The sequence below is a fragment of the Rhodobacter sp. CZR27 genome (assembly GCF_002407205.1).
Classification (GTDB): Bacteria; Pseudomonadota; Alphaproteobacteria; order Rhodobacterales; family Rhodobacteraceae; genus Cereibacter_A.
This window is the reverse complement of record NZ_CP023549.1, coordinates 243,533-261,638: the sequence shown is the minus strand read 5'-3', so window position 1 is coordinate 261,638 and position 18,106 is coordinate 243,533. Positions and strand designations below refer to the sequence as shown.

At 70.3% G+C, this 18,106-nt stretch carries 15 protein-coding genes, 1 tRNA gene and 1 riboswitch; of the genes, 4 read left to right on the top strand and 12 right to left on the bottom strand.

The genetic code is table 11. The annotated features are described in order from the left end of the window. Window positions 1–535: 535 nt before the first annotated feature. Window positions 536–3,106, top strand: a complete 2,571-nt coding sequence (gene mgtA, locus CK951_RS17400) for a magnesium-translocating P-type ATPase (protein ID WP_096787498.1) — start codon at window positions 536–538, stop codon at window positions 3,104–3,106. 237 nt (window positions 3,107–3,343) lie between these two features. Continuing rightward, on the top strand, window positions 3,344–5,569 hold the full coding sequence (locus CK951_RS17395; protein WP_096787497.1) for a heavy metal translocating P-type ATPase: 2,226 nt from the start codon (window positions 3,344–3,346) through the stop codon (window positions 5,567–5,569). A 34-nt stretch (window positions 5,570–5,603) separates the two neighbouring features. Here the strand turns inward: CK951_RS17395 and CK951_RS17390 are convergent. The 6 genes from CK951_RS17390 to fabA all read right to left on the bottom strand — a co-directional run bounded on the left by CK951_RS17390 (window position 5,604) and on the right by fabA (window position 9,719). Further along, window positions 5,604–5,679 (bottom strand) — tRNA-Gly (locus CK951_RS17390). Window positions 5,680–5,851: 172 nt separating this feature from the next. Beyond that, on the bottom strand, window positions 5,852–6,601 hold the full coding sequence (locus tag CK951_RS17385; RefSeq protein WP_096787496.1) for a hypothetical protein: 750 nt from the start codon (window positions 6,599–6,601) through the stop codon (window positions 5,852–5,854). A 70-nt stretch (window positions 6,602–6,671) separates the two neighbouring features. After that, window positions 6,672–7,094 carry a VOC family protein gene (locus CK951_RS17380; protein WP_096787495.1) on the bottom strand — a complete coding sequence of 141 codons (423 nt, stop codon included), beginning with the start codon at window positions 7,092–7,094 and terminating at the stop codon, window positions 6,672–6,674. Window positions 7,095–7,162: 68 nt separating this feature from the next. Further along, complete coding sequence (locus tag CK951_RS17375; RefSeq protein ID WP_096787494.1) at window positions 7,163–7,951, bottom strand: enoyl-ACP reductase; 789 nt, start codon at window positions 7,949–7,951, stop codon at window positions 7,163–7,165. A 10-nt stretch (window positions 7,952–7,961) separates the two neighbouring features. Next, window positions 7,962–9,191 (bottom strand): beta-ketoacyl-ACP synthase I, encoded by a 1,230-nt coding sequence (gene fabB / locus CK951_RS17370; protein ID WP_096787493.1) that lies wholly within the window; start codon window positions 9,189–9,191, stop codon window positions 7,962–7,964. A gap of 18 nt (window positions 9,192–9,209) precedes the next feature. Next, window positions 9,210–9,719, bottom strand: coding sequence for a bifunctional 3-hydroxydecanoyl-ACP dehydratase/trans-2-decenoyl-ACP isomerase (fabA, locus tag CK951_RS17365; RefSeq protein WP_096787492.1), 510 nt, complete (start codon window positions 9,717–9,719; stop codon window positions 9,210–9,212). Between the two features lie 158 nt (window positions 9,720–9,877). Between fabA and irrA the strand changes: the two genes are divergently transcribed. Both irrA and CK951_RS17355 read left to right on the top strand, forming a co-directional pair. Continuing rightward, on the top strand, window positions 9,878–10,309 hold the full coding sequence (irrA, locus tag CK951_RS17360; protein ID WP_232520778.1) for an iron response transcriptional regulator IrrA: 432 nt from the start codon (window positions 9,878–9,880) through the stop codon (window positions 10,307–10,309). 133 nt (window positions 10,310–10,442) lie between these two features. Then, on the top strand, window positions 10,443–11,258 hold the full coding sequence (locus CK951_RS17355) for a transglutaminase family protein (protein WP_096787491.1): 816 nt from the start codon (window positions 10,443–10,445) through the stop codon (window positions 11,256–11,258). Here the strand turns inward: CK951_RS17355 and CK951_RS17350 are convergent. The 6 genes from CK951_RS17350 to CK951_RS17325 all read right to left on the bottom strand — a co-directional run bounded on the left by CK951_RS17350 (window position 11,248) and on the right by CK951_RS17325 (window position 17,810). Continuing rightward, a complete protein-coding gene (locus CK951_RS17350) occupies window positions 11,248–12,414 on the bottom strand; it encodes a CaiB/BaiF CoA-transferase family protein (RefSeq protein WP_096787490.1) in 1,167 nt (388 codons plus the stop codon). The genes CK951_RS17355 and CK951_RS17350 overlap by 11 nt on opposite strands. Continuing rightward, a complete protein-coding gene (locus CK951_RS17345) occupies window positions 12,411–13,547 on the bottom strand; it encodes an acyl-CoA dehydrogenase family protein (protein WP_096787489.1) in 1,137 nt (378 codons plus the stop codon). The genes CK951_RS17350 and CK951_RS17345 overlap by 4 nt, the downstream gene beginning before the upstream one ends. After that, on the bottom strand, window positions 13,544–14,305 hold the full coding sequence (locus CK951_RS17340) for an SDR family NAD(P)-dependent oxidoreductase (protein WP_096787488.1): 762 nt from the start codon (window positions 14,303–14,305) through the stop codon (window positions 13,544–13,546). Before CK951_RS17340 ends, CK951_RS17345 begins: the two co-directional genes overlap by 4 nt. Then, window positions 14,305–15,465, bottom strand: coding sequence for an acetyl-CoA C-acyltransferase (locus tag CK951_RS17335; RefSeq protein WP_096787487.1), 1,161 nt, complete (start codon window positions 15,463–15,465; stop codon window positions 14,305–14,307). The genes CK951_RS17340 and CK951_RS17335 overlap by 1 nt, the downstream gene beginning before the upstream one ends. 207 nt (window positions 15,466–15,672) lie before the next feature. Beyond that, window positions 15,673–16,998 (bottom strand): cobyrinate a,c-diamide synthase, encoded by a 1,326-nt coding sequence (locus CK951_RS17330; RefSeq protein ID WP_096787942.1) that lies wholly within the window; start codon window positions 16,996–16,998, stop codon window positions 15,673–15,675. A gap of 134 nt (window positions 16,999–17,132) precedes the next feature. Beyond that, complete coding sequence (locus CK951_RS17325; protein WP_096787486.1) at window positions 17,133–17,810, bottom strand: energy-coupling factor ABC transporter permease; 678 nt, start codon at window positions 17,808–17,810, stop codon at window positions 17,133–17,135. A 47-nt stretch (window positions 17,811–17,857) separates the two neighbouring features. After that, window positions 17,858–18,067, bottom strand: a riboswitch (cobalamin riboswitch). Between the last annotated feature and the right edge of the window lie 39 nt (window positions 18,068–18,106).

Sequence of the window (18,106 nt, the reverse complement as noted above, 5' to 3'; positions counted from 1 at the left end):
GAGCCGAAGGCTCCGCCTGCCTGCCGGCTGCGCCCTGCGCCCCGGCCCGATGTATCGATTGTGCCACGTTCCCCCCTCCGTCCAGCCAGGCAAAAGAACGCGCCGAGCGGGAGTCCGGTTCCGTCGGCGCCGGAAATTTATGGCAGGGATGCATGAATGTCTCGTGACGCGGCGAACGGCCGAGGGCGCGGGGCAGGGTGACGTTACGCCGGTTCTCGTTCCGGGGCCGGGCGATGCAGGATCCGCGAGCAAGGCCCGTCGGAGCCGTCCGCCTCAGCGGCGCGCGTTCGCCAGCTGTTCGGACGGCACGGGCAGCCAATGTGGCGACCCGCCAGGACGTCGGCGGCCCCAGCCTGCGCCGGTTCCGGGGATGCCGACGATGGATTGCCCGGGCGGTGCGGACGGTCGTAGGATCGCCCCGTCGTCAGATCCTCATCGAGGCGCCCCACCTTGTCCTGCACATTGCCCCATCCGGTTGCCCGCCCGTGGTCCCGTGACGGAGCCCGCGTCGCGCCCCATCCGGGCGGCGCACTCCATGGGCAAGGCTGACGCCGGCACACCCTACTGGAGCATGGCCGAGGCCGAACTGGCCGCCGGCCTCGGGTCCGGCCCGGACGGCCTGACTTCGCCCCGCGCGAGGGAGCTGCTGGCCGGCATCGGTCCGAACTCGGTCGAGGAGGAGAGCCGCCTTGGCGCGCTGCGGCTTTTCCTGCGGCAGTTTGAAAGCCCGCTCGTCCTGATCCTGGTCGTGGCGGCCGTGATTTCGCTGGCGCTGGCGCAGTGGGTGGATGCGGCGATCATCCTGGCGATCGTGCTGGGCAGTTCGCTTCTCGGCTTCCTTCAGGAACACCGGGCCTCTGCGGCGGTGGCCGCACTCAAGCGGCGCCTGGCCCTGACCTGCCGGGTGCTGCGCGACGGAGCCGTCGCGGAGGTGCCCGTTGCGACGGTGGTTCCCGGCGACCTGATCCTTCTGTCGGCGGGCGACCTGATCCCGGCCGACGGGCGGGTGATCGAGGCACAGGATTTCCTGGTCAACGAGGCGAGCATGACCGGCGAATCCTTCCCGGTGGAGAAGCGGCCGGGCCTTGTCCGGCCAGATGCCCCGGTGGCCGCGCGGACGAACGGCGTCTTCCTCGGCTCGTCGGTGCGCAGCGGCACGGCGAAGGTGCTGGTGGTGCGCACCGGCAGGCGCACCGAATTCGGCGCCATCGCCGCCCGGCTGCTGGCCCGCCCGCCCGAAAGCGACTTCGCCGCGGGCGTGCGCCGGTTCGGCTACCTGCTGATCCGGGTGATGCTGGTCATCGTGCTGTTCGTGCTGACGGTCAACCTGCTGCTCGGCCGGCCGGTCATCGAATCGCTGCTGTTTGCCGTCGCGCTGGCGGTGGGCCTTTCGCCGGAACTGTTGCCGGCGATCACCAGCGTCACCCTGTCCTCGGGCGCACGCGCGATGAGCCGGCGCGGCGTGATCGTGCGCCGGCTGGACGCCATCGAGACCCTTGGCAGCATGGACGTGCTTTGCACCGACAAGACCGGCACCCTGACTGAAGGCGCGATCGTCCTGAACGGGGCGCTCGATGCCGACAGCCGCCCCTCGGACGAGGTGCTCCGGCTGGCGTTCCTGAACGCGGCGCTGGAGACCGGGATCGGGAACCCGCTGGACGCCGCCATCGTGGCGGCCGGCACCTCGGCGGGCCTCGGCACGTCCGGCATCGTCAAGATCGACGAGATCCCCTACGACTTCCAGCGCCGCCGGCTGACCATCGTCGTCGCGGATCCGGCAGGCGCCGGCGGGCATCTGATCATCAGCAAGGGCGCCTTTGCCGAGATCCTCGAGATCTGCTCGGCCGTCGTCACGGGCGATGGGGTCGGGGTGCCGCTGGACGCCGCCACGCGTGCGGTGCTGACCCGTGCCTTCGAGGCCAAGGGAGCGCAGGGCTTCCGTGTGCTGGCGCTCGCCACCCGCCGCATGGCGCCACGCCCGGACTATACGCGCGAGGACGAGCGCGACATGGTCTTCCGCGGCTTCCTCGTCTTTCTCGACCCGCCGAAACCCGAGGCGAGGGCGACCATTCGCGATCTGGCGCGGCTTGGCATCACGATCAAGGTGATCAGCGGCGACAACCGGTTCGTCACGGCGCACATGGCCGCGGCGATCGGGCTGGACGCGGCTTCCATGCTGACCGGCGAGCAGATCGCCGCCCTGCGCGACGAGGCGCTGTGGAACCTCGCGCCGAAGACCGATCTTTTCGTCGAGATCGACCCGCAGCAGAAGGAGCGCATCGTGCGCGCCCTGCAGCGCTCGGGCCATTCGGTGGGCTACCTCGGCGACGGCATCAACGACGCACCCGCGCTGAACGCCGCGGACGTGGGGATCTCGGTCGCTGGGGCAGTGGATGTCGCCCGCGAGAGCGCCGACATCATCCTGCTCAGCCGCGATCTGGACGTGCTGCGGGCCGGGGTCGAGGATGGCCGGCGCACCTTTGCCAACACGCTGAAATACATTGCCATCACCACGAGCGCGAACTTCGGAAACATGGTCAGCATGGCTCTGGCCACGCCGGTCCTGCCGTTCCTGCCGCTGGCTGCCACGCAGATCCTGCTCAACAACTTCCTCTCTGACCTGCCCTCCGTCGCCATTGCCAGCGACAATGTCGATGCCGAGACCGTGGCACGCCCGCAGCGCTGGGATGTCCGCGAGATCCAGCGGTTCATGATCGTCTTCGGACTGGTCAGTTCGGTCTTCGACCTGCTGACCTTCGCTGTCCTGCGATGGGTGTTCGAGGCCGGCGAGGCGACGTTCCAGACCTGCTGGTTCATGATCTCGCTTCTGACGGAGTTGGTGGTGGTGCTGGTCCTGCGCAGCCACCGGCCCGCATGGCGCAGCCGCCCCGGCCGCCTCCTGCTGTGGTCGACCTGCCTCGTGGTGGCGGCCACCTTCGGCATCCCCTTCCTGGGTGCCACCAGCGCGGTCTTCGGCTTCGTGACCCTGACGCCCGGCCAGCTTGCCGCGGTCGTGGCCATCGTCCTGGGCTACATCGTGGCGAGCGAACTTGCCAAGGCGCTCTACTTCCGCAGCGGCCAGCCCCTGCCCCTGCGAGGCGGGTGAGAAAGGCGGCCGCGCGCCGCCCCGGATCGGGCGGCCGGCCCGGCGGCCTCCGCGGTGCGGGACGAAGTGGCCCCAAGCCCATCGCCGTGCGACCCCGGAGGTTGCGCGGACTCCTCGGGGCATCCGGCATCCCAGCCCGCGCGGGCCGACTATCTCTGGTGAATCGGGCCTTGACACTCTAGCTGTTGGTGCAGTGACCGGCGCTATGGCCCGGCCGCGGGCGGGAACGGGGTGAAGATGGCGGACGACGGGGCAACGGACTGCTGCGAATGGACGGTCACCGGGATGGACTGCGGGTCCTGCGCGGGGAAGGTGCGGGATGCGGTCGCCCGGCTCCCCGGGGTCAGCGACCTGACCGTCACGCTGATGAGCGAGAAGCTGAAGCTTCGCCTTGACGAGACGCAGACCACCCGGGGTGAGATCGAGACGGTCGTCCGCAGTCTCGGGTTCGGCATCGCGACCCGCGGCGCGCCGCGACCTGCAGGCCGACGGACCTTCGTGCTTCCGGACATGCCGATGCCGGCAGGGGACGCGGTCGAGGCTGGCTCCCCGTTGGAGTTGCCCGATGAACCATCCGATCCGGCCGAAGACGCCGCCCCCTGGCACGCGACCGGGAAGGGCCGGCTCGTCCTGCTCACGGGGACGCTGCTGGCTGTCGCCTGGGGCCTCGACCGCCTCACCTCCGGCAGTGCCGGGTCCTGGGCCTTCGCCCTTGCCTGCGTGATCGGCCTCGTGCCCATCGCCCGGCGCGCGGTCGCGGCGTTGCGCTTCGGCAAGCCCTTCACCATCGAAAGCCTGATGACCCTCGCCGCGGGAGGCGCCCTGGTGATCGGCGCGGCGGAAGAGGCGGCGCTGGTCATCTTCCTCTTCGCCGTGGGCGAGGTGCTGGAGCGCGTCGCGGCCGGCCGTGCCCGCAGCGGCATCCGCGCGCTCGGGCAGCTGGTGCCGAAGACGGCGCTGGTCGAGGAGAAGGGCGCGCTGCGCGAGGTCCGCGCCGCGGCGCTTCGCATCGGCCAGCGGGTGCTGGTCCGGCCGGGCGACCGCATTCCCGCGGACGGCGAGGTCATCGAGGGCGCAGGCGGCGTCGACGAAAGCCCGGTGACGGGGGAAAGCGTGCCCCAACTGCGCGGACCAGGCGATGCGGTCTTCGCGGGCGCCATCAACACCGAGGCCGCGCTGCGCATCCGCGTCACTCGCGCGGCCGAGGACAACACCATCGCGCGCATCATCCGCCTCGTCGAGGAGGCGGAAGAGGCGCGGGCCCCGACCGAACGGTTCATCGACCGCTTCAGCCGCTGGTACATGCCCGCCATCGTGGCCGTCTCGGCGCTGGTGATGGTGCTGCCGCCGCTCGTGTTCGGCCAGCCGTGGGAGACGTGGACCTACCGGGGTCTCGCGCTCCTCTTGATCGGCTGCCCTTGCGCGCTGGTGATCTCGGTTCCCGCCGCCATCGCCGCGGCGCTGTCCTCGGGGGCGCGACGGGGCCTGCTGATGAAGGGCGGCGCGGTCATCGAGGCGGCGGCGAGTGTGCGGGCCGTCGCCTTCGACAAGACCGGGACGCTGACGCAGGGCCGGCCCGAGGTCAACGAGGTGGTCCCGCTCGCCGCTGCGGACGAGGCCGAGGTCCTGGCCCTCGCCGCCGCGGTCGAGACGGGGTCCAGCCATCCGGTGGCGCAGGCGATCCTGCGGCGGGCCGGGGGACTTGCGCGCCCCGAGGCGCGGGCGGCCCGGGTGCAGCCGGGCCGGGGGGCCGAGGCCGAGGTGGGCGGGCGCCTGCTGACCGTGGCGAACCCGCGCCATGCGGCGGAACGCGGCGCGCTGGCGGAGGAGGACCTGCGCCGGATCGCGCGGCTCGAGGACGAGGGCCGCACGGTGGTCGTCCTCTTTGCCGAGCGGCAGGCGCTTGGCCTGATCGCGCTGCGCGACGAGCCGCGCCCCGATGCGGCCGAAGCGATGCGCCAGTTGCGCGCGCTCGGCCTCGAATCCACGATCCTGACCGGCGACAACGCCCGGACGGCGGCCGCCATCGCGCGGGATCTCGGCGCCGGTTTCACGGCCGGCATGCTGCCCGAGGACAAGCTGGCGGCCATCCGGACGATGACGGCCGCCGGAGGCGTGATGATGGTCGGCGACGGCATCAACGACGCGCCGGCGCTGAAGCAGGCGACGGTGGGCATCGCGATGGGATCGGGCACCGACGTGGCGCTCGAGACCGCGGACGGCGCCATCCTGCGTGACCGGGTGACCGACGTGCCGGCAACGATCCGCCTCGCGCGGGCGACCATGGGCAACATCCGCCAGAACGTGGCGATCGCGCTGGGGCTGAAGGGCGCGTTTCTGGTGACCACGGTGGTGGGCCTGACCGGTCTCTGGCCCGCGATTCTCGCCGATACCGGCGCGACCGTGCTCGTCACGCTGAATGCGCTGCGGTTGCTGGCCTTCGATCCCGAACGGACGGCGTGAGGCGAGCCGTGCAGGCGAAGGCGCGTGATGGAAATGGAGCGGACGACGAGGTTCGAACTCGCGACATCCTGCTTGGAAGGCAGGTGCTCTACCAGCTGAGCTACGTCCGCGCATTGACCGGGCTGCCGCAAGAACGGATGGCCCTTGGCGATGTCCCTATCCTACAGGGCCGCGCGGTGCAAGGGCCTGCACCGGCGCTGCCATCCGGACAGGCCCCGGCACGCCCGAACGGCGGAACGCCAAGGTCCGTCCCATCCCGGAGCGCCGGCGCCTTCCGGACGTTCACTCGGCGGGCGTTCCGGTGAACCTGCTCCGGGCCAGTCCGACCCCGGAGGCGTGAAGGTCCATGTCGACACGGTCGAGGCCCGTCTGGCGGCCGTAGCGGACCAGCGTGTACAGGAAGAGAATCGCTCCCGCCACCTCAAGCGCCTCCTCGATATTGACCAGAAGCCGGTAGCCGATGCCGTGCAGGGACGCCGCGCTCTCGCTCACAAGCTTGCCGGCGATCAGTTCCATGCCGATCGCACCCAGCACGAAGGTTGCCCCCGCGGCCACCATCAGCGCGGCGATGCGGCCGGGCAGGTGCACCAGGAAGCGCAGATAGGCGACCGCGAAGGCCAGCGTGGCAAGGCCGACCGGGACGACCCAGCGGAAATGCAGCCAGCCATCCACCTTCTCCCGCGCCGACAGCGCGGCCGAGAGCTGCTCGTGCAGCGACAGCGTCTCGTCCATCGAAAGGAGCGCGAACAGCAGCGCGATGCCCAGCCAGTGATAGCGCCACGGCGACCGGGCAGCGAACTCTCGGGTGGCCAGGACCAGCGCGGCAAGGGCCACGAGGATCAGCAGCGTTCCCGAATACCAGGTATAAAGGCTTCCTTCGAAATCCACGTCGAAGCGCCAGACCTTGAAGTCGCTGCCGCTTGCCCAGCCCGCGATGTCCTGCACGATGCTGGCCGACAGAAGGACGAGCCACAGGACGATGAGGAAACGCAGCGCACTGGTAACGGAAACAGCTGCCGATCTTCGCATCATCCGGCTCCTTTTCATCAAAATGACACAAAAGGGTCACATTGATGACCAGAGATGTCAACCGGCGGTTGCGCTAACTTTTAAGCTTACGCGCTGCAAGAGCGGCCTCGGCATCCATCCAGAAGGATTCGAACACGTGGCCGTCCGGGTCCATGAAGGTCCGCATGTACATCCAGCCGTGATCGTCGGCCGGTTTCGGCTCTTTAGCGCCGTTTTCAAGCGCCGCGCGCAGCATGTCGTCCACCCCTTCACGGCTGTCGCGCGACAGGGCGATCAGGACGCCGGTGGTGCTTGTGGTGTCGGCCCGCGGCAGGACCGAGAAGCCCTCGAACCGCTCGTGCGTCAGGATCATCAGGTGGATCGCTTCCGAGATCACGACGCAGGCCGCGGTCTCGTCCGTGAAGTTCTCGTCGACCGAAAATCCCAGCGCCTCGTGGAAGGCCCGGGACCGCGCAAGATCCGCGACGGGCAGGTTGACGAAGATCGATTGGGGCATGCCGTTCCCTCCGTTGACGGGCCGCGGACGGCCCACCGGAAGCAACGGTCAAACTCCGCGCCGCGTTCCTAGAGGTTCTCTGGCTGCGGCATGCCGAGCACGTGATAGCCGCCATCGACGCGGACGATCTCGCCCGTGGTGCAGGCGCCATAGTCCGACGCGAGCCAGACGGCCGTGCCGCCCACGGCTTCCAGGGTCGCATTGGCGCGCAGCGGCGCGTTGGCCTCGGTATGTCGATAGGTCGCCCGTGCCCCCGCAATCGCGGCGCCGGCCAGCGTCTTCATCGGGCCCGGCGAGATCGCGTTCACGCGGATCTTCTGCGGCCCGAGGTCGTTCGCAAGATAGCGGACCGCGGCCTCCAGCGCCGATTTCGCCACGCCCATGACGTTGTAATAGGGCGTCACGCGGTTGGACCCCTGGTAGGTCAGCGTCAGGAGCGTGCCGCCCTCGGGCATCAGCTCGGACGCCCGACGGGCGATGTCGATGAACGAATAGCACGAGATGGTGAGCGAGGTCTTGAAGTTCTCGCGGCTCGTGTTGATGAAGCGGCCGGCCAGTTCCGACTTGTCCGAGAAGGCGATGGCATGGACCACGAAGTCGATCGTGCCCCAGCGATCCTTCAGCGCGGCAAAGCAGGCGTCGAGCGAGGCATCGTCCGTCACGTCGACGTCGACGAGGAAGTCCGACCCGACCGAGGCCGCCAGCGGCTCCACCCGCTTGCCGAAGGCCTCGCCCTGGTAGGAGAACGCGAGTTCCGCGCCCTCGTCGGCAAGGGCCTTCGCGATGCCCCAGGCGATCGAGCGCTCGTTCGCGACGCCCATCACGAGGCCGCGTTTACCCTTCATCAGCTCCGCCATGTCGGGGCCCTCAGTTCTTGTATTTGCTCATGACGAGGGTGGCGTTCGTGCCGCCAAACCCGAAGCTGTTCGACAGGATCGAGTCGATCTCGACGCCCTCGCGCAGAGTCGTCGCGATCTCGTCGGGCCGGATCTCGGGATCGAGCTGGGTGACGTTGGCCGAGGCGGTGATGAAGTTGCCGTTCATCATCAAGAGCGAATAGATCGCCTCGTGCACGCCGGTCGCGCCGAGCGAGTGGCCGGTGAGCGACTTGGTGGAAGAGATCGGCGGCACCTTGCCTTCGCCGAAGATCCGGCGGATCGCCTTGACCTCGGTGACGTCACCCGCCGGCGTCGAGGTGCCATGCGCGTTGATGTAATCGATCCGCCGGCCTTCGGGCAGGGTCGAGAGCGCCAGCCGCATCGACCGCTCGCCGCCTTCGCCCGAGGGCGCCACCATGTCGGCCCCGTCCGAGGTCGCGCCGTAGCCCGTCACCTCGGCATAGATCTTCGCGCCGCGCGCCAGCGCATGCTCCAGTTCCTCGAGCACCACCACGCCGCCACCGCCCGCGATCACGAAGCCGTCGCGCGTCGCATCGAAGGCGCGCGATGCAGTCGTCGGCGCGTCGTTGTACTTCGAGGACATCGCCCCCATCGCGTCGAAGAGGCAGGACAGCGTCCAGTCCAGTTCCTCGCCGCCGCCGGCGAAAACCACGTCCTGCTTGCCCATCTGGATCAGCTCGGTGCCGTTGCCGATGCAATGCGCCGAGGTCGAGCAGGCCGAGGTGATCGAGTAGTTCACGCCCTTGATCTTGAAGGGCGTCGCAAGGCAGGCCGAGTTGGTCGAGGACATGCAGCGTGTGACCATGAACGGCCCCATCCGCTTGGGCGAGCCCTTCTCGATGACGATCTTGTGCGCCTGGAAGAAGTTCGAGGTCGACGGCCCGCCCGAGCCCATCACGAGGCCGGTCCGCGGGTTCGAGACATCCGCCTCCTCCAGCCCCGAGTCCCTGATCGCCTGCTCCATCGCGATGAAGTTGTAGGCGGCCCCGGCGCCCATGAAGCGCAGGTCGCGCTTGTCGATGTGGTCTTCCAGCACGATCTGCGGCATGCCGTGGATCTGGCTGCGGAAGCCGTGCTCGGCGTATTCGGGAGAGAAGACGATGCCCGAGCGGCCCGCGCGCAGGCTGGCCTCGACCTCGGATGCATTGTTCCCGATCGGCGAGACGATGCCGATCCCGGTGATGACGACGCGGCGCATGGGTTTCCCTCCCCCTGATCAGGCCGCAGCGGCCAGACCGACTTTCATGTCCTTGACAATGTAGATCTCTTCGCCATCGGCGAACACGCGCCCGTCCGCCACACCCATCTTGAGCCGGCGGTCGATGACGCGGGTGAAATCCACGTGGTAGGTGACGAGCTTGCGGTCGGGGCGGACCATCCCGGTCAGCTTCACCTCGCCCACGCCGAGCGCGAAGCCCTGGCCCTGCCAGCCGCGCCAGCCGAGGTTGAAGCCGGTGAGCTGCCACAGCCCGTCAAGCCCGAGGCAGCCGGGCATGACCGGGTTGCCCGGGAAGTGGCAGGCGAAGAACCACAGGTCGGGGTGGATGTCGAACTCGGCCACCACATGGCCCTTGCCATGCAGGCCGCCATCGGCGCTGATCTCGGTGATGCGGTCCATCATCAGCATGGGCGGCAACGGCAACTGGGCATTGCCCGGGCCGAAGAGCTCGCCGCGCGCGCAGGCCAGCAGCGCTTCCTTGTCGAAGCTCGTCGGATAGTCCGCCATCTCTCTCCCGTCCGTCCCAAGGGTCAACCGCTCCCCCTTAGCACCCGCATCCGAGCACTGGCAAGGGCGGGTGGCTGCGGCACCGGGACCGCGGGCGTCCGGAAAACATGGGTCTTTCCGTTTGAATTTCTGGCGGGGAATGCGATATGATATTCATCATGGCAGATGGTACGATCGCACGGACGGCAATCGAGCGCGGCACCGAGTGGCTGGCGAAGGGTGGGCTTCGCCCGACGCGGCAGCGCGTCGCGCTGGCATCCCTTCTGGTGGGCGACGGGCGCGACCGACACGTGACGGCGGAAAGCCTGTTCGCGGCGGCGGGCCAGTCCAGCGACAAGGTCAGCCTCGCCACCGTCTACAACACACTGCGCGCCTTCTGCGAGGCCGGCCTGATGCAGGAGGTCGTGGTCGACGGCGCGCGCAGCTATTTCGACACGCGCGTGGACAACCATCCGCATTTCTTCTGGGAGGACACGGCGGAGCTTTTCGATGCGCCGGCCGACCAGCTCGAGATCACGCGTCTTCCCGACCTCCCCGAGGGGGCGGAGTTGACGCGCGTCGATGTCGTGATCCGGCTCCGGCGAACCTGACTCTGCCTTGATCCGTGCCGCCGTGCCGCTGCGCTGCCGTTTCGGCAGGCACTCGGCCTGCGGGATGCGGCGCTGCGGAACCGTGCCGGAGCCGGGGTGTTGCAGAGCGTGAACCAGACCGTGGAGCCAGGCCATGCTGATACGTTTCGGATACGAGATCTCGGTGAATTGCGCGGTCGAGACGCCGATGATCTCGCTGCTCGAGATCCGGGACGAGCGACGCTCGGATCTTCGCGCGCCGGAGGTCATCACCACCACGCCGCAGGTGCCGATGGTGCTCTATCACGACATGTTCGGCAACACCTGCCGCCGGTTCGTCGCGCCGGCCGGCGACCTCACCATCTCGGGCGACGGCATCATCGCGGATTCGGGGCTGCCCGATCCCGAGGACTGGGACGCGCAGGAGACACCCATCGCCCAGCTGCCCGATGACGCGCTGGTCTACCTGCTGGGCTCGCGCTACTGCGAGACCGACCGCATCAGCCAGATCGCCTGGGACATGTTCGGCGGGCTCGCCCCGGGCTGGGGCCGGGTTCAGGCGATCTCGGACTTCGTGCACGGCCACATCCGCTTCGACTACCAGAACGCCCGCTCCACCCGCACGGCCTACGAGGCGTGGGAGGAGGGCACCGGGGTCTGCCGCGACTTCACCCATCTGGGCATTGCGTTCTGCCGGGCGCTGAACATTCCGGCCCGCTACGTCAACGGCTACCTGGGCGACATCGGCGTGCCGATCGGCGGGCCGATGGACTTCTCGGCCTGGATGGAGGTCTTTGTAGGCGGCCGCTGGCATGCCTTCGACCCCCGGAACAACCAGCGCCGGATCGGCCGCATCGTCGTGGCCCGCGGCCGCGACGCGGCGGACGTGCCGCTGCTGCACTCGTTCGGCCCGCATGTCCTGACCGGCTTCACCGTGCGCTGCGACGAGGTGGAGGAGATCACGGCCTGAGACGGATCGCCCCGGCCTCCGCCGCCGGCGCGCCATCCACACCCCACCGTTCGAGGATCGCGGCGGTCTCCGCTCCCGGCCGGGAGGGCGGCGAGGGAACGGCCGCGGGAGTTGCCGAGAACCGCGGGGCAGGGGCGGGCTGTGTCACCCCGGCCAGTGTCAGGAAGCTGCCGCGCGCCGCGTGATGGGGATGCCCCGGCGTTTCGACGAAGGAAAGAACCGGCGCCACGCAGGCATCCGTGTCCTCGAACAGGGCGACCCATTCGTCCCGCGGCCGACGGCGGAGCACGGTCGCCAGACGCTCGCGCTGCGCGGGCCAGTCCGCCTGCGGACCCTGCCGCAATCCCTCGGCCTCCTCTCCGAGCCGGTCCAGGAACGTCCGGGCGAACTTGCCCTCGATCGGGGCCACGGCAAGGAAGCGCCCGTCGGCGCATTCATAGGTGCCGTAGAACCATGCCCCGCCGTCGAGCAGGTTTGCCTGCCGCTCGTCCGACCACGCGCCTCCGGCGCGGAACCCCCAGATCATCGCCGCCAGCAGGGCCGCGCCCTCGGTCATGGCCGCATCGACTACCTGCCCTGCGCCGGTCGTCCGGGCGTGCAGCAGTGCCGCCAGCATGCCGAAGGCCAGCAGCATGCCGCCGCCGCCGAAGTCGCCGATCAGGTTCAGCGGCACCGCGGGCGGCCGGTCCGCGGGCCCGATGGCGCCCAGAACGCCCGACAGCGCTACATAGGTCAGGTCGTGCCCCGCCGCCTGTGCCAGCGGCCCGTCCTGTCCCCAGCCGGTCATGCGGCCATAGACCAGCCGCGGGTTGCGCCGAAGGCAGACCTCCGGGCCAAGGCCCAGCCGCTCCATCACGCCGGGGCGGAAGCCCTCGAGCATCCCGTCGGCGCGCTCGGCCAGATCAAGGAGCAGCGCTACCCCCTCGGGTCGCTTCAGATCCACCGCGATCGACGGCCGCCCGCGGGCCAGCACGTCGAATTCGGTATTCATCAGCGGGATCTCGGAGCGGGCGTCGAGCGGATGGATCCGGATCACCTCGGCCCCGGCATCCGAGAGCATCATCGCCGCGAAGGGCGCGGGGCCGAGACCCACCATCTCGATCAGGCGCAGGCCGGCGAGCGGGCCGGCCGCACCACCGGCTGCCGCGCCTGTCATGCCATTCCCCGAAGGATCAGCATCTTCTGGATGTCGGACGTCCCCTCGTAGATCTGGCAGACCCGGACGTCGCGATAGATCCGCTCCACCGGGAAGTCGCGGGTATAGCCATAGCCGCCGAAGGTCTGGATCGCATCCGAGACGATGCGCTCGGCCGCCTCGGAGGCGAACAGCTTGGCCATCGCCGCCTCGGTCAGGCAGGGCTCGCCCGCATCCTTCAGCCGGGCGGCGTGAAGCACCATCTGCCGGGCGGCCTCCAGCCGCGTCCGGGCCTCGGCCAGCCGGAACCCCACTGCCTGATGCTCGATCAGCGGCCGGCCGAACGAGGTCCGCTCGCGGGCATAGGCCAGTGCCGCCTCCAGCGCCGCCTGCGCCATTCCGACCGACTGCGCCGCGATGCCGATGCGCCCCGTCTCGAGGCTGGAGAGCGCGATACGGTAGCCCTCGCCCTCGGCGCCGATGCGCATGTCTTCGGGCACTTCCAGACCTTCGAAACGCAGCGCACAGGTGTCGGAGGCTTCCTGTCCCAGCTTCTGCTCGACCTTGGCGACGTGGTAGCCCGGCGCGGAAGTGGGCGTAAGGAAACAGGTGATGCCCTCCTTGCCGCTGCTGCCCTCGATCCGGGCAAAGAGGATCACCCAGCCCGCGATCTGCCCCGAGGTGATGAACACCTTCTCGCCGTCGATCAGATAGCCCGTTGCGCTCCGCCGCGCCCGGCTGCGCAGCGCCGAGGCGTCCGAGCCCGCGTGGCCCTCCGTCAGCGCGAAGGCGCCGATGAAGGCGCCCTGCGCCGCCGGCCGCAGCACGCGCTCGCGTTGCGCCTCGGTGCCGAACCGCTGGAGGATCGCGTTGAAGGGCGCGTTGTGCACGCTCATCACCGTCGAGACCGCGCCGTCGCCGGCGGCGATCTCGATCAGCGCCAGCGCGTAGCTGAGGTAATCCGCGCCGACGCCCCCCATCTCCTCGGGCACCGTCATGCCGAGAAAGCCCAGCTCTCCCAGCTGCGCCAGCACCTCGGGTTCTATCGCCTTGGCCTGCGCCCGCGCGGCCGCGCCCGGGGCCAGCACCTCGCGGGCGAACTCCCGCGCCGTCGCTTGGATCAGCCGCTGTTCCTCGGTCAGCAAGGCGCTCATTTCGGCCCCATCCGCAGCGCGCCGTCGAGGCGGATCGCCTCGCCGTTCAGCATCGGGTTGCCGATGATGTGCAGCGCGAGGGCCGCGAACTCCGCCGGCCGTCCCAGCCGCGACGGGAAGGGAACGGCGGCGCCAAGGCTGTCCTGCGCCGCCTGCGGCAGGCCCTTCAGCATCGCCGTCTCGAAGATGCCCGGGGCGATGGCGCAGACCCGGATGCCGAGCGGCGCCAGTTCGCGCGCCGCGGGCAGGGTGAGGCCGACGATCCCGCCCTTGGAGGCGGCATAGGCGGTCTGGCCGATCTGGCCCTCCCACGCCGCAATCGAGGCCGTGTTGATCGCGACGCCCCGTTCGCCGGTCTCGAGCGGCTCCAGATCGGCCGCGGCCGCCGCGAACAGCCGCAAGAGGTTGAAGCTTCCGATCAGGTTCACCTCGACCGTGCGGCGGAACTCGTCCAGCGGCATGACGCCCGCCTTGCCGAGGATCTTCCGGGCCGGCGCGACGCCCGCGCAGTTCACGAGGATCCGCGCCGGCCCGTGACGGTCCGCCGCCTCGTAGACCGCCGCCTCGGCGCTCTCGGCCGAAGCGACATCGCATTTCACTGCAAACCCGCCGATCCCGGCCGCCACCGCCTGCGCCGCGTCGAAGTTGAAATCCAGCAGCGTTACCCGCGCGCCTTCGGCCGCCAGCGCCCGCGCCGTCGCCTCGCCCAGCCCCGAGCCTGCCCCGGTGACCAGCGCCGCCTGTCCCTCGATCCGCATCAGAGAAGCTCCACCGCGACCGCCGTCGCCTCGCCCCCGCCGATGCAGAGCGAGGCCACGCCGCGCTTCAGCCCGCGGTCGCGCAGCGCCGAGATCAGGGTGACGATGATCCGCGCGCCCGAGCAGCCGATCGGATGGCCAAGCGCGCAGGCGCCGCCGTTCACGTTCACCCGGTCGTGCGGCAGGTCCAGATCGCGCATCGCGGCCATGGCGACCACGGCGAAGGCCTCGTTGATCTCGTAAAGGTCCACGTCGCCGGCCTGCCAGCCCAACCGGTCCAGAAGCTTGCGGATCGCGAAGATCGGCGCTGTGGTGAAGAGGCTGGGCGCCTGCGCGTGGCTCGCATGCCCCCGGATCACCGCGAGCGGCGCGAGGCCGCGCGCCTCGGCCACCCCCATCCGTGTGACGACCAGCGCCGCCGCCCCGTCCGAGATCGAGGAGCTGTTGGCCGCCGTTACCGTGCCGCCCTCGCGGAAGGCGGGCTTCAGCTGGGGGATCTTCTCGGGCCGCGCGCGACCCGGTGCCTCGTCATGCGCCACGCCGGCGAGCGCCACGACCTCGGCGGCGAAACGGCCCTCGGCGATGGCCGACTGCGCTCGCGAGAGCGATTCCAGCGCATAGGCATCCTGCGCCTCGCGGGTGAACTGGTAGGCCTCGGCGCAATCCTCGGCGAAGGTGCCCATCGCGCGGCCCTTGTCATAGGCGTCCTCCAGCCCGTCGAGGAACATGTGGTCGAGCACCCGCCCGTGGCCGATGCGGTAGCCGCCGCGCGCCTTGTCGAGCAGGTAGGGCGCGTTCGACATGCTCTCCATGCCGCCCGCGACCACGATGTCGACGCTGCCGGCGCGGATCGCGTCATGGGCCAGCATCGTGGCCTTCATCCCGGAGCCGCAGACCTTGTTCAGCGTCGAGCAGGGCACGGCCTCGGGCAGGCCCGCGCCGATGGCCGCCTGCCGTGCCGGGGCCTGACCAAGGCCCGCGGGCAGCACGCAGCCCATCACCACCTCGTCCACCGCCTGCGGCACAAGGCCCGCACGGGTAAGCGCGGCCGAAATGGCGGCCGCGCCAAGATCCACCGCGCTCATCCCCTTCAGCGCCCCCTGGAACGCGCCCATCGGCGTCCGCGCCGCGCCCGCGATCACGATCGGTTCCGTTGTCATCAAGCCCTCCCCTTCCTGCTGACCGGGCGGAAGCCTAATGCAGCCGCGTGCCGCGACGAAACCGGAAAGGCGGCCCGCCGCCGCCGCGTGCCGTAACGTCCAGGCCGGTGCGAAGGGCCGCGGCATGCCGGAGCGCCGGCCTCCCGCGCTGTGGCCCGCATCCGGCGGGCGGGGCAGGGCCGCGATTCCCCGGCGTCGGCGGAAGACCTAGGCCGCCGGTTCCGGCGCGATCAGGTGAAAGAAGCTGCCGGTCACCGTGCCGCGGCGCGAGCCGGTTTCGGGCACCGTCTCGCCTTCCGCGTTGGTCACCCGGGCCAGCGGCTCGTCCGGCTGGGCGAGGATTGACGAATAGTGGAACTCGTGGCCGCGCAGTCGCGCGCCGGCGGCATGGCCCGGCACCGGAGCCAGCAGCTCGGCACAGCGGTAGCCGAGATGCAGCCGCCGCCGCTCGAAGCTGGTGACGAGGCCGAGCAGCCCGGTCATCGAATGCCGGACGCCGGCCGCATCCACCAGCGCCTCGCCCAGCACCATGTAGCCGCCGCATTCGCCGTGAACGGGCCCGGTTTCCGCGTGACGCCGAAGGCCCGCGCGGAACCGTGCCGCCGTGGCAAGCCGGCCGGCGTGCAGTTCGGGATAGCCGCCCGGCAGCCAGACCAGATCGGCCTCCGGCGGCGCCTCGTCGGCCAGCGGCGAGAAGGGCAGGATCTCGGCCCCGGCGCGGCGCCAGCCTTCCAGCAGATGCGGATAGGTGAAGGAAAAGGCCGCATCCGAGGCCAGGGCGATGCGCTGCGCGGGCGGCCCCGGCAGCGGTCCCGGCGCCGTCGTTGTCGTGGAGCGGGCCGCGGCACGGATCGCCGCAAGATCGGCGTGATCGCGCAGGAGCGCGGCAAAGCGCAGGATGGCGCCCTCGAGGTCGGGATGTTCGCCCGCCTGGACCAGTCCCAGGTGACGCTCGGGCAGCGCGAGGTCACGGCGGCGGGGCAGGGCGCCCAGCACCGGCAGGCCGAGCCGCTCCATCTCGCGCCGGATCATCACCTCGTGCCGCGCCGAGGCGATGTTGTTGAGGATCACGCCCGCGAAGGGCGGCGCGTCGGGATGGCGCGCGAAGCCGAGCGCGGTCGCCGCGGCCGATTGCGCCTGACCGGCCGCATCCAGCACCAGCACCACCGGCCAGCCGAAGCGGGCCGCGATCTCGGCCGCCGCGCCGCGCCCGGTGACACCCGGCGCCGAAGTGCCGTCATAAAGGCCCATCGAGCCCTCGGCGAGGGCCAGATCCGCGCCTGCCGCCTCGGCGGCCAGGCCCGCCAGAAGCGCCGGCGACATCGCCCAGCCGTCGAGGTTGAACGAGGGGCGTCCCGCCGCCACGCGATGGAAGGCGGGGTCGATGTAGTCGGGTCCGTTCTTGAAGGGCTGCACGCCCAGGCCTTCGTCTCGGAAGGCGCGCAGAAGCCCCAGCGTCACCGTAGTCTTGCCCGAGCCCGAGCCCGGAGCGCCGATCATCAGCCCCGGCGGCAGGGAGTGAGCTTCCAGCATCATGAAGTCTCCGTGCCGGGCCGAGGCAGGCGGGCCATCCGGTCGGTTGCGAGAAGGAGCGGCGGGGGTGGCGCGGGTCAATCCCCTGCGGGGAAGGGCGGGCGCGGCCCGGCGGCCGCGCCCGCGCCCCGGCGTCAGGCCGCCTGATGCAGGCGGGGCGTGAACAGGCCCGCCGGCATACGGCCGCGCGCAGCCTTGGCCGCCGCCAGCACCGCAAGGTCGGTCAGCGGCTCGATCAGGACGACCAGCATGTAGGCGCTGCCGAAGGTTGCGACCGAAGCCACGCTCGCGGCGCCGAAGCCCTGGCCGAGGAAGGCCCAGAAGGCGACCCAGGCCACCACGCCGCCCTGATAGGCGGTGGAAAGCGCCAGCGCCTGCCCGTAGTCGAGGTCCACATAGGGCCGGTGCGCCGGGATGATCCGGTCGGCCAGCGCCTTGACCGCGAAGAGCGGAACCAGAAGCGTCGTGATGTTCATGCCGAATTGCGGCAGGTCGAAGGGCGCGAAGAACAGCCCCTGCACGAGCAGGCCGGCGGTCAGGCCGAAGGCGGCCGGCGCCGCCCCGAGGATCAGGAACAGCGTCGAGCCGAGGATGAAGTGCACCTCGGACACGCCCACCGGGTAATGCGGCAGGATCTGGAAGAAGGTGAAGACGCAGGCCGCGGCGATGAGGCTGCGCACCGCGAGCGAGGCCAGGCCCTTCTCGCGGATGGTCTCGGCGGCAAGCTTCAGCGTGTAGCCTCCGGCCGTCACCGCGGTGGCATAGCCTACGGCGAGTTTTGCTCCGGTCACGAGACCGGGTTCGATATGCATGTGGTCCTCCTAGCCGTCATCCCCGACGGCGCATGGGGTGGGTCCGGTTGCCCGGCGAAAGCGACGGCAGGTCTCCTGACTCGCGGGTCACAGCCCTCCCCGAACCTTCCCGGCCATCGGCCAGTGGCGTCTTCGGAGGCGGCTCGCCGCTCACAGTTGCGGGGGCAGTCGCGGATTCGGGCTGTCACCCCCTCACCGCGTTCCCTTTTCATCCCTTGGCCTTGCGGCGGTCGGGAACCGTCAGGGCAGGGCGTGACAGATCGCGGCACCCGCGTCAACTTTCTGCATGTCGCGCG

What these genes read in the sequence shown, in the direction of transcription:
- mgtA (WP_096787498.1), top strand. Translation starts at nt 536, where the DNA reads ATGGGCAAGGCTGACGCCGGCACACCCTACTGGAGCATGGCCGAGGCC.
- CK951_RS17395 (WP_096787497.1), top strand. Translation starts at nt 3,344, where the DNA reads ATGGCGGACGACGGGGCAACGGACTGCTGCGAATGGACGGTCACCGGG.
- CK951_RS17385 (WP_096787496.1), bottom strand. Translation starts at nt 6,601, where the DNA reads ATGATGCGAAGATCGGCAGCTGTTTCCGTTACCAGTGCGCTGCGTTTC.
- CK951_RS17380 (WP_096787495.1), bottom strand. Translation starts at nt 7,094, where the DNA reads ATGCCCCAATCGATCTTCGTCAACCTGCCCGTCGCGGATCTTGCGCGG.
- CK951_RS17375 (WP_096787494.1), bottom strand. Translation starts at nt 7,951, where the DNA reads ATGGCGGAGCTGATGAAGGGTAAACGCGGCCTCGTGATGGGCGTCGCG.
- fabB (WP_096787493.1), bottom strand. Translation starts at nt 9,191, where the DNA reads ATGCGCCGCGTCGTCATCACCGGGATCGGCATCGTCTCGCCGATCGGG.
- fabA (WP_096787492.1), bottom strand. Translation starts at nt 9,719, where the DNA reads ATGGCGGACTATCCGACGAGCTTCGACAAGGAAGCGCTGCTGGCCTGC.
- irrA (WP_232520778.1), top strand. Translation starts at nt 9,878, where the DNA reads ATGGCAGATGGTACGATCGCACGGACGGCAATCGAGCGCGGCACCGAG.
- CK951_RS17355 (WP_096787491.1), top strand. Translation starts at nt 10,443, where the DNA reads ATGCTGATACGTTTCGGATACGAGATCTCGGTGAATTGCGCGGTCGAG.
- CK951_RS17350 (WP_096787490.1), bottom strand. Translation starts at nt 12,414, where the DNA reads ATGACAGGCGCGGCAGCCGGTGGTGCGGCCGGCCCGCTCGCCGGCCTG.
- CK951_RS17345 (WP_096787489.1), bottom strand. Translation starts at nt 13,547, where the DNA reads ATGAGCGCCTTGCTGACCGAGGAACAGCGGCTGATCCAAGCGACGGCG.
- CK951_RS17340 (WP_096787488.1), bottom strand. Translation starts at nt 14,305, where the DNA reads ATGCGGATCGAGGGACAGGCGGCGCTGGTCACCGGGGCAGGCTCGGGG.
- CK951_RS17335 (WP_096787487.1), bottom strand. Translation starts at nt 15,465, where the DNA reads ATGACAACGGAACCGATCGTGATCGCGGGCGCGGCGCGGACGCCGATG.
- CK951_RS17330 (WP_096787942.1), bottom strand. Translation starts at nt 16,998, where the DNA reads ATGCTGGAAGCTCACTCCCTGCCGCCGGGGCTGATGATCGGCGCTCCG.
- CK951_RS17325 (WP_096787486.1), bottom strand. Translation starts at nt 17,810, where the DNA reads ATGCATATCGAACCCGGTCTCGTGACCGGAGCAAAACTCGCCGTAGGC.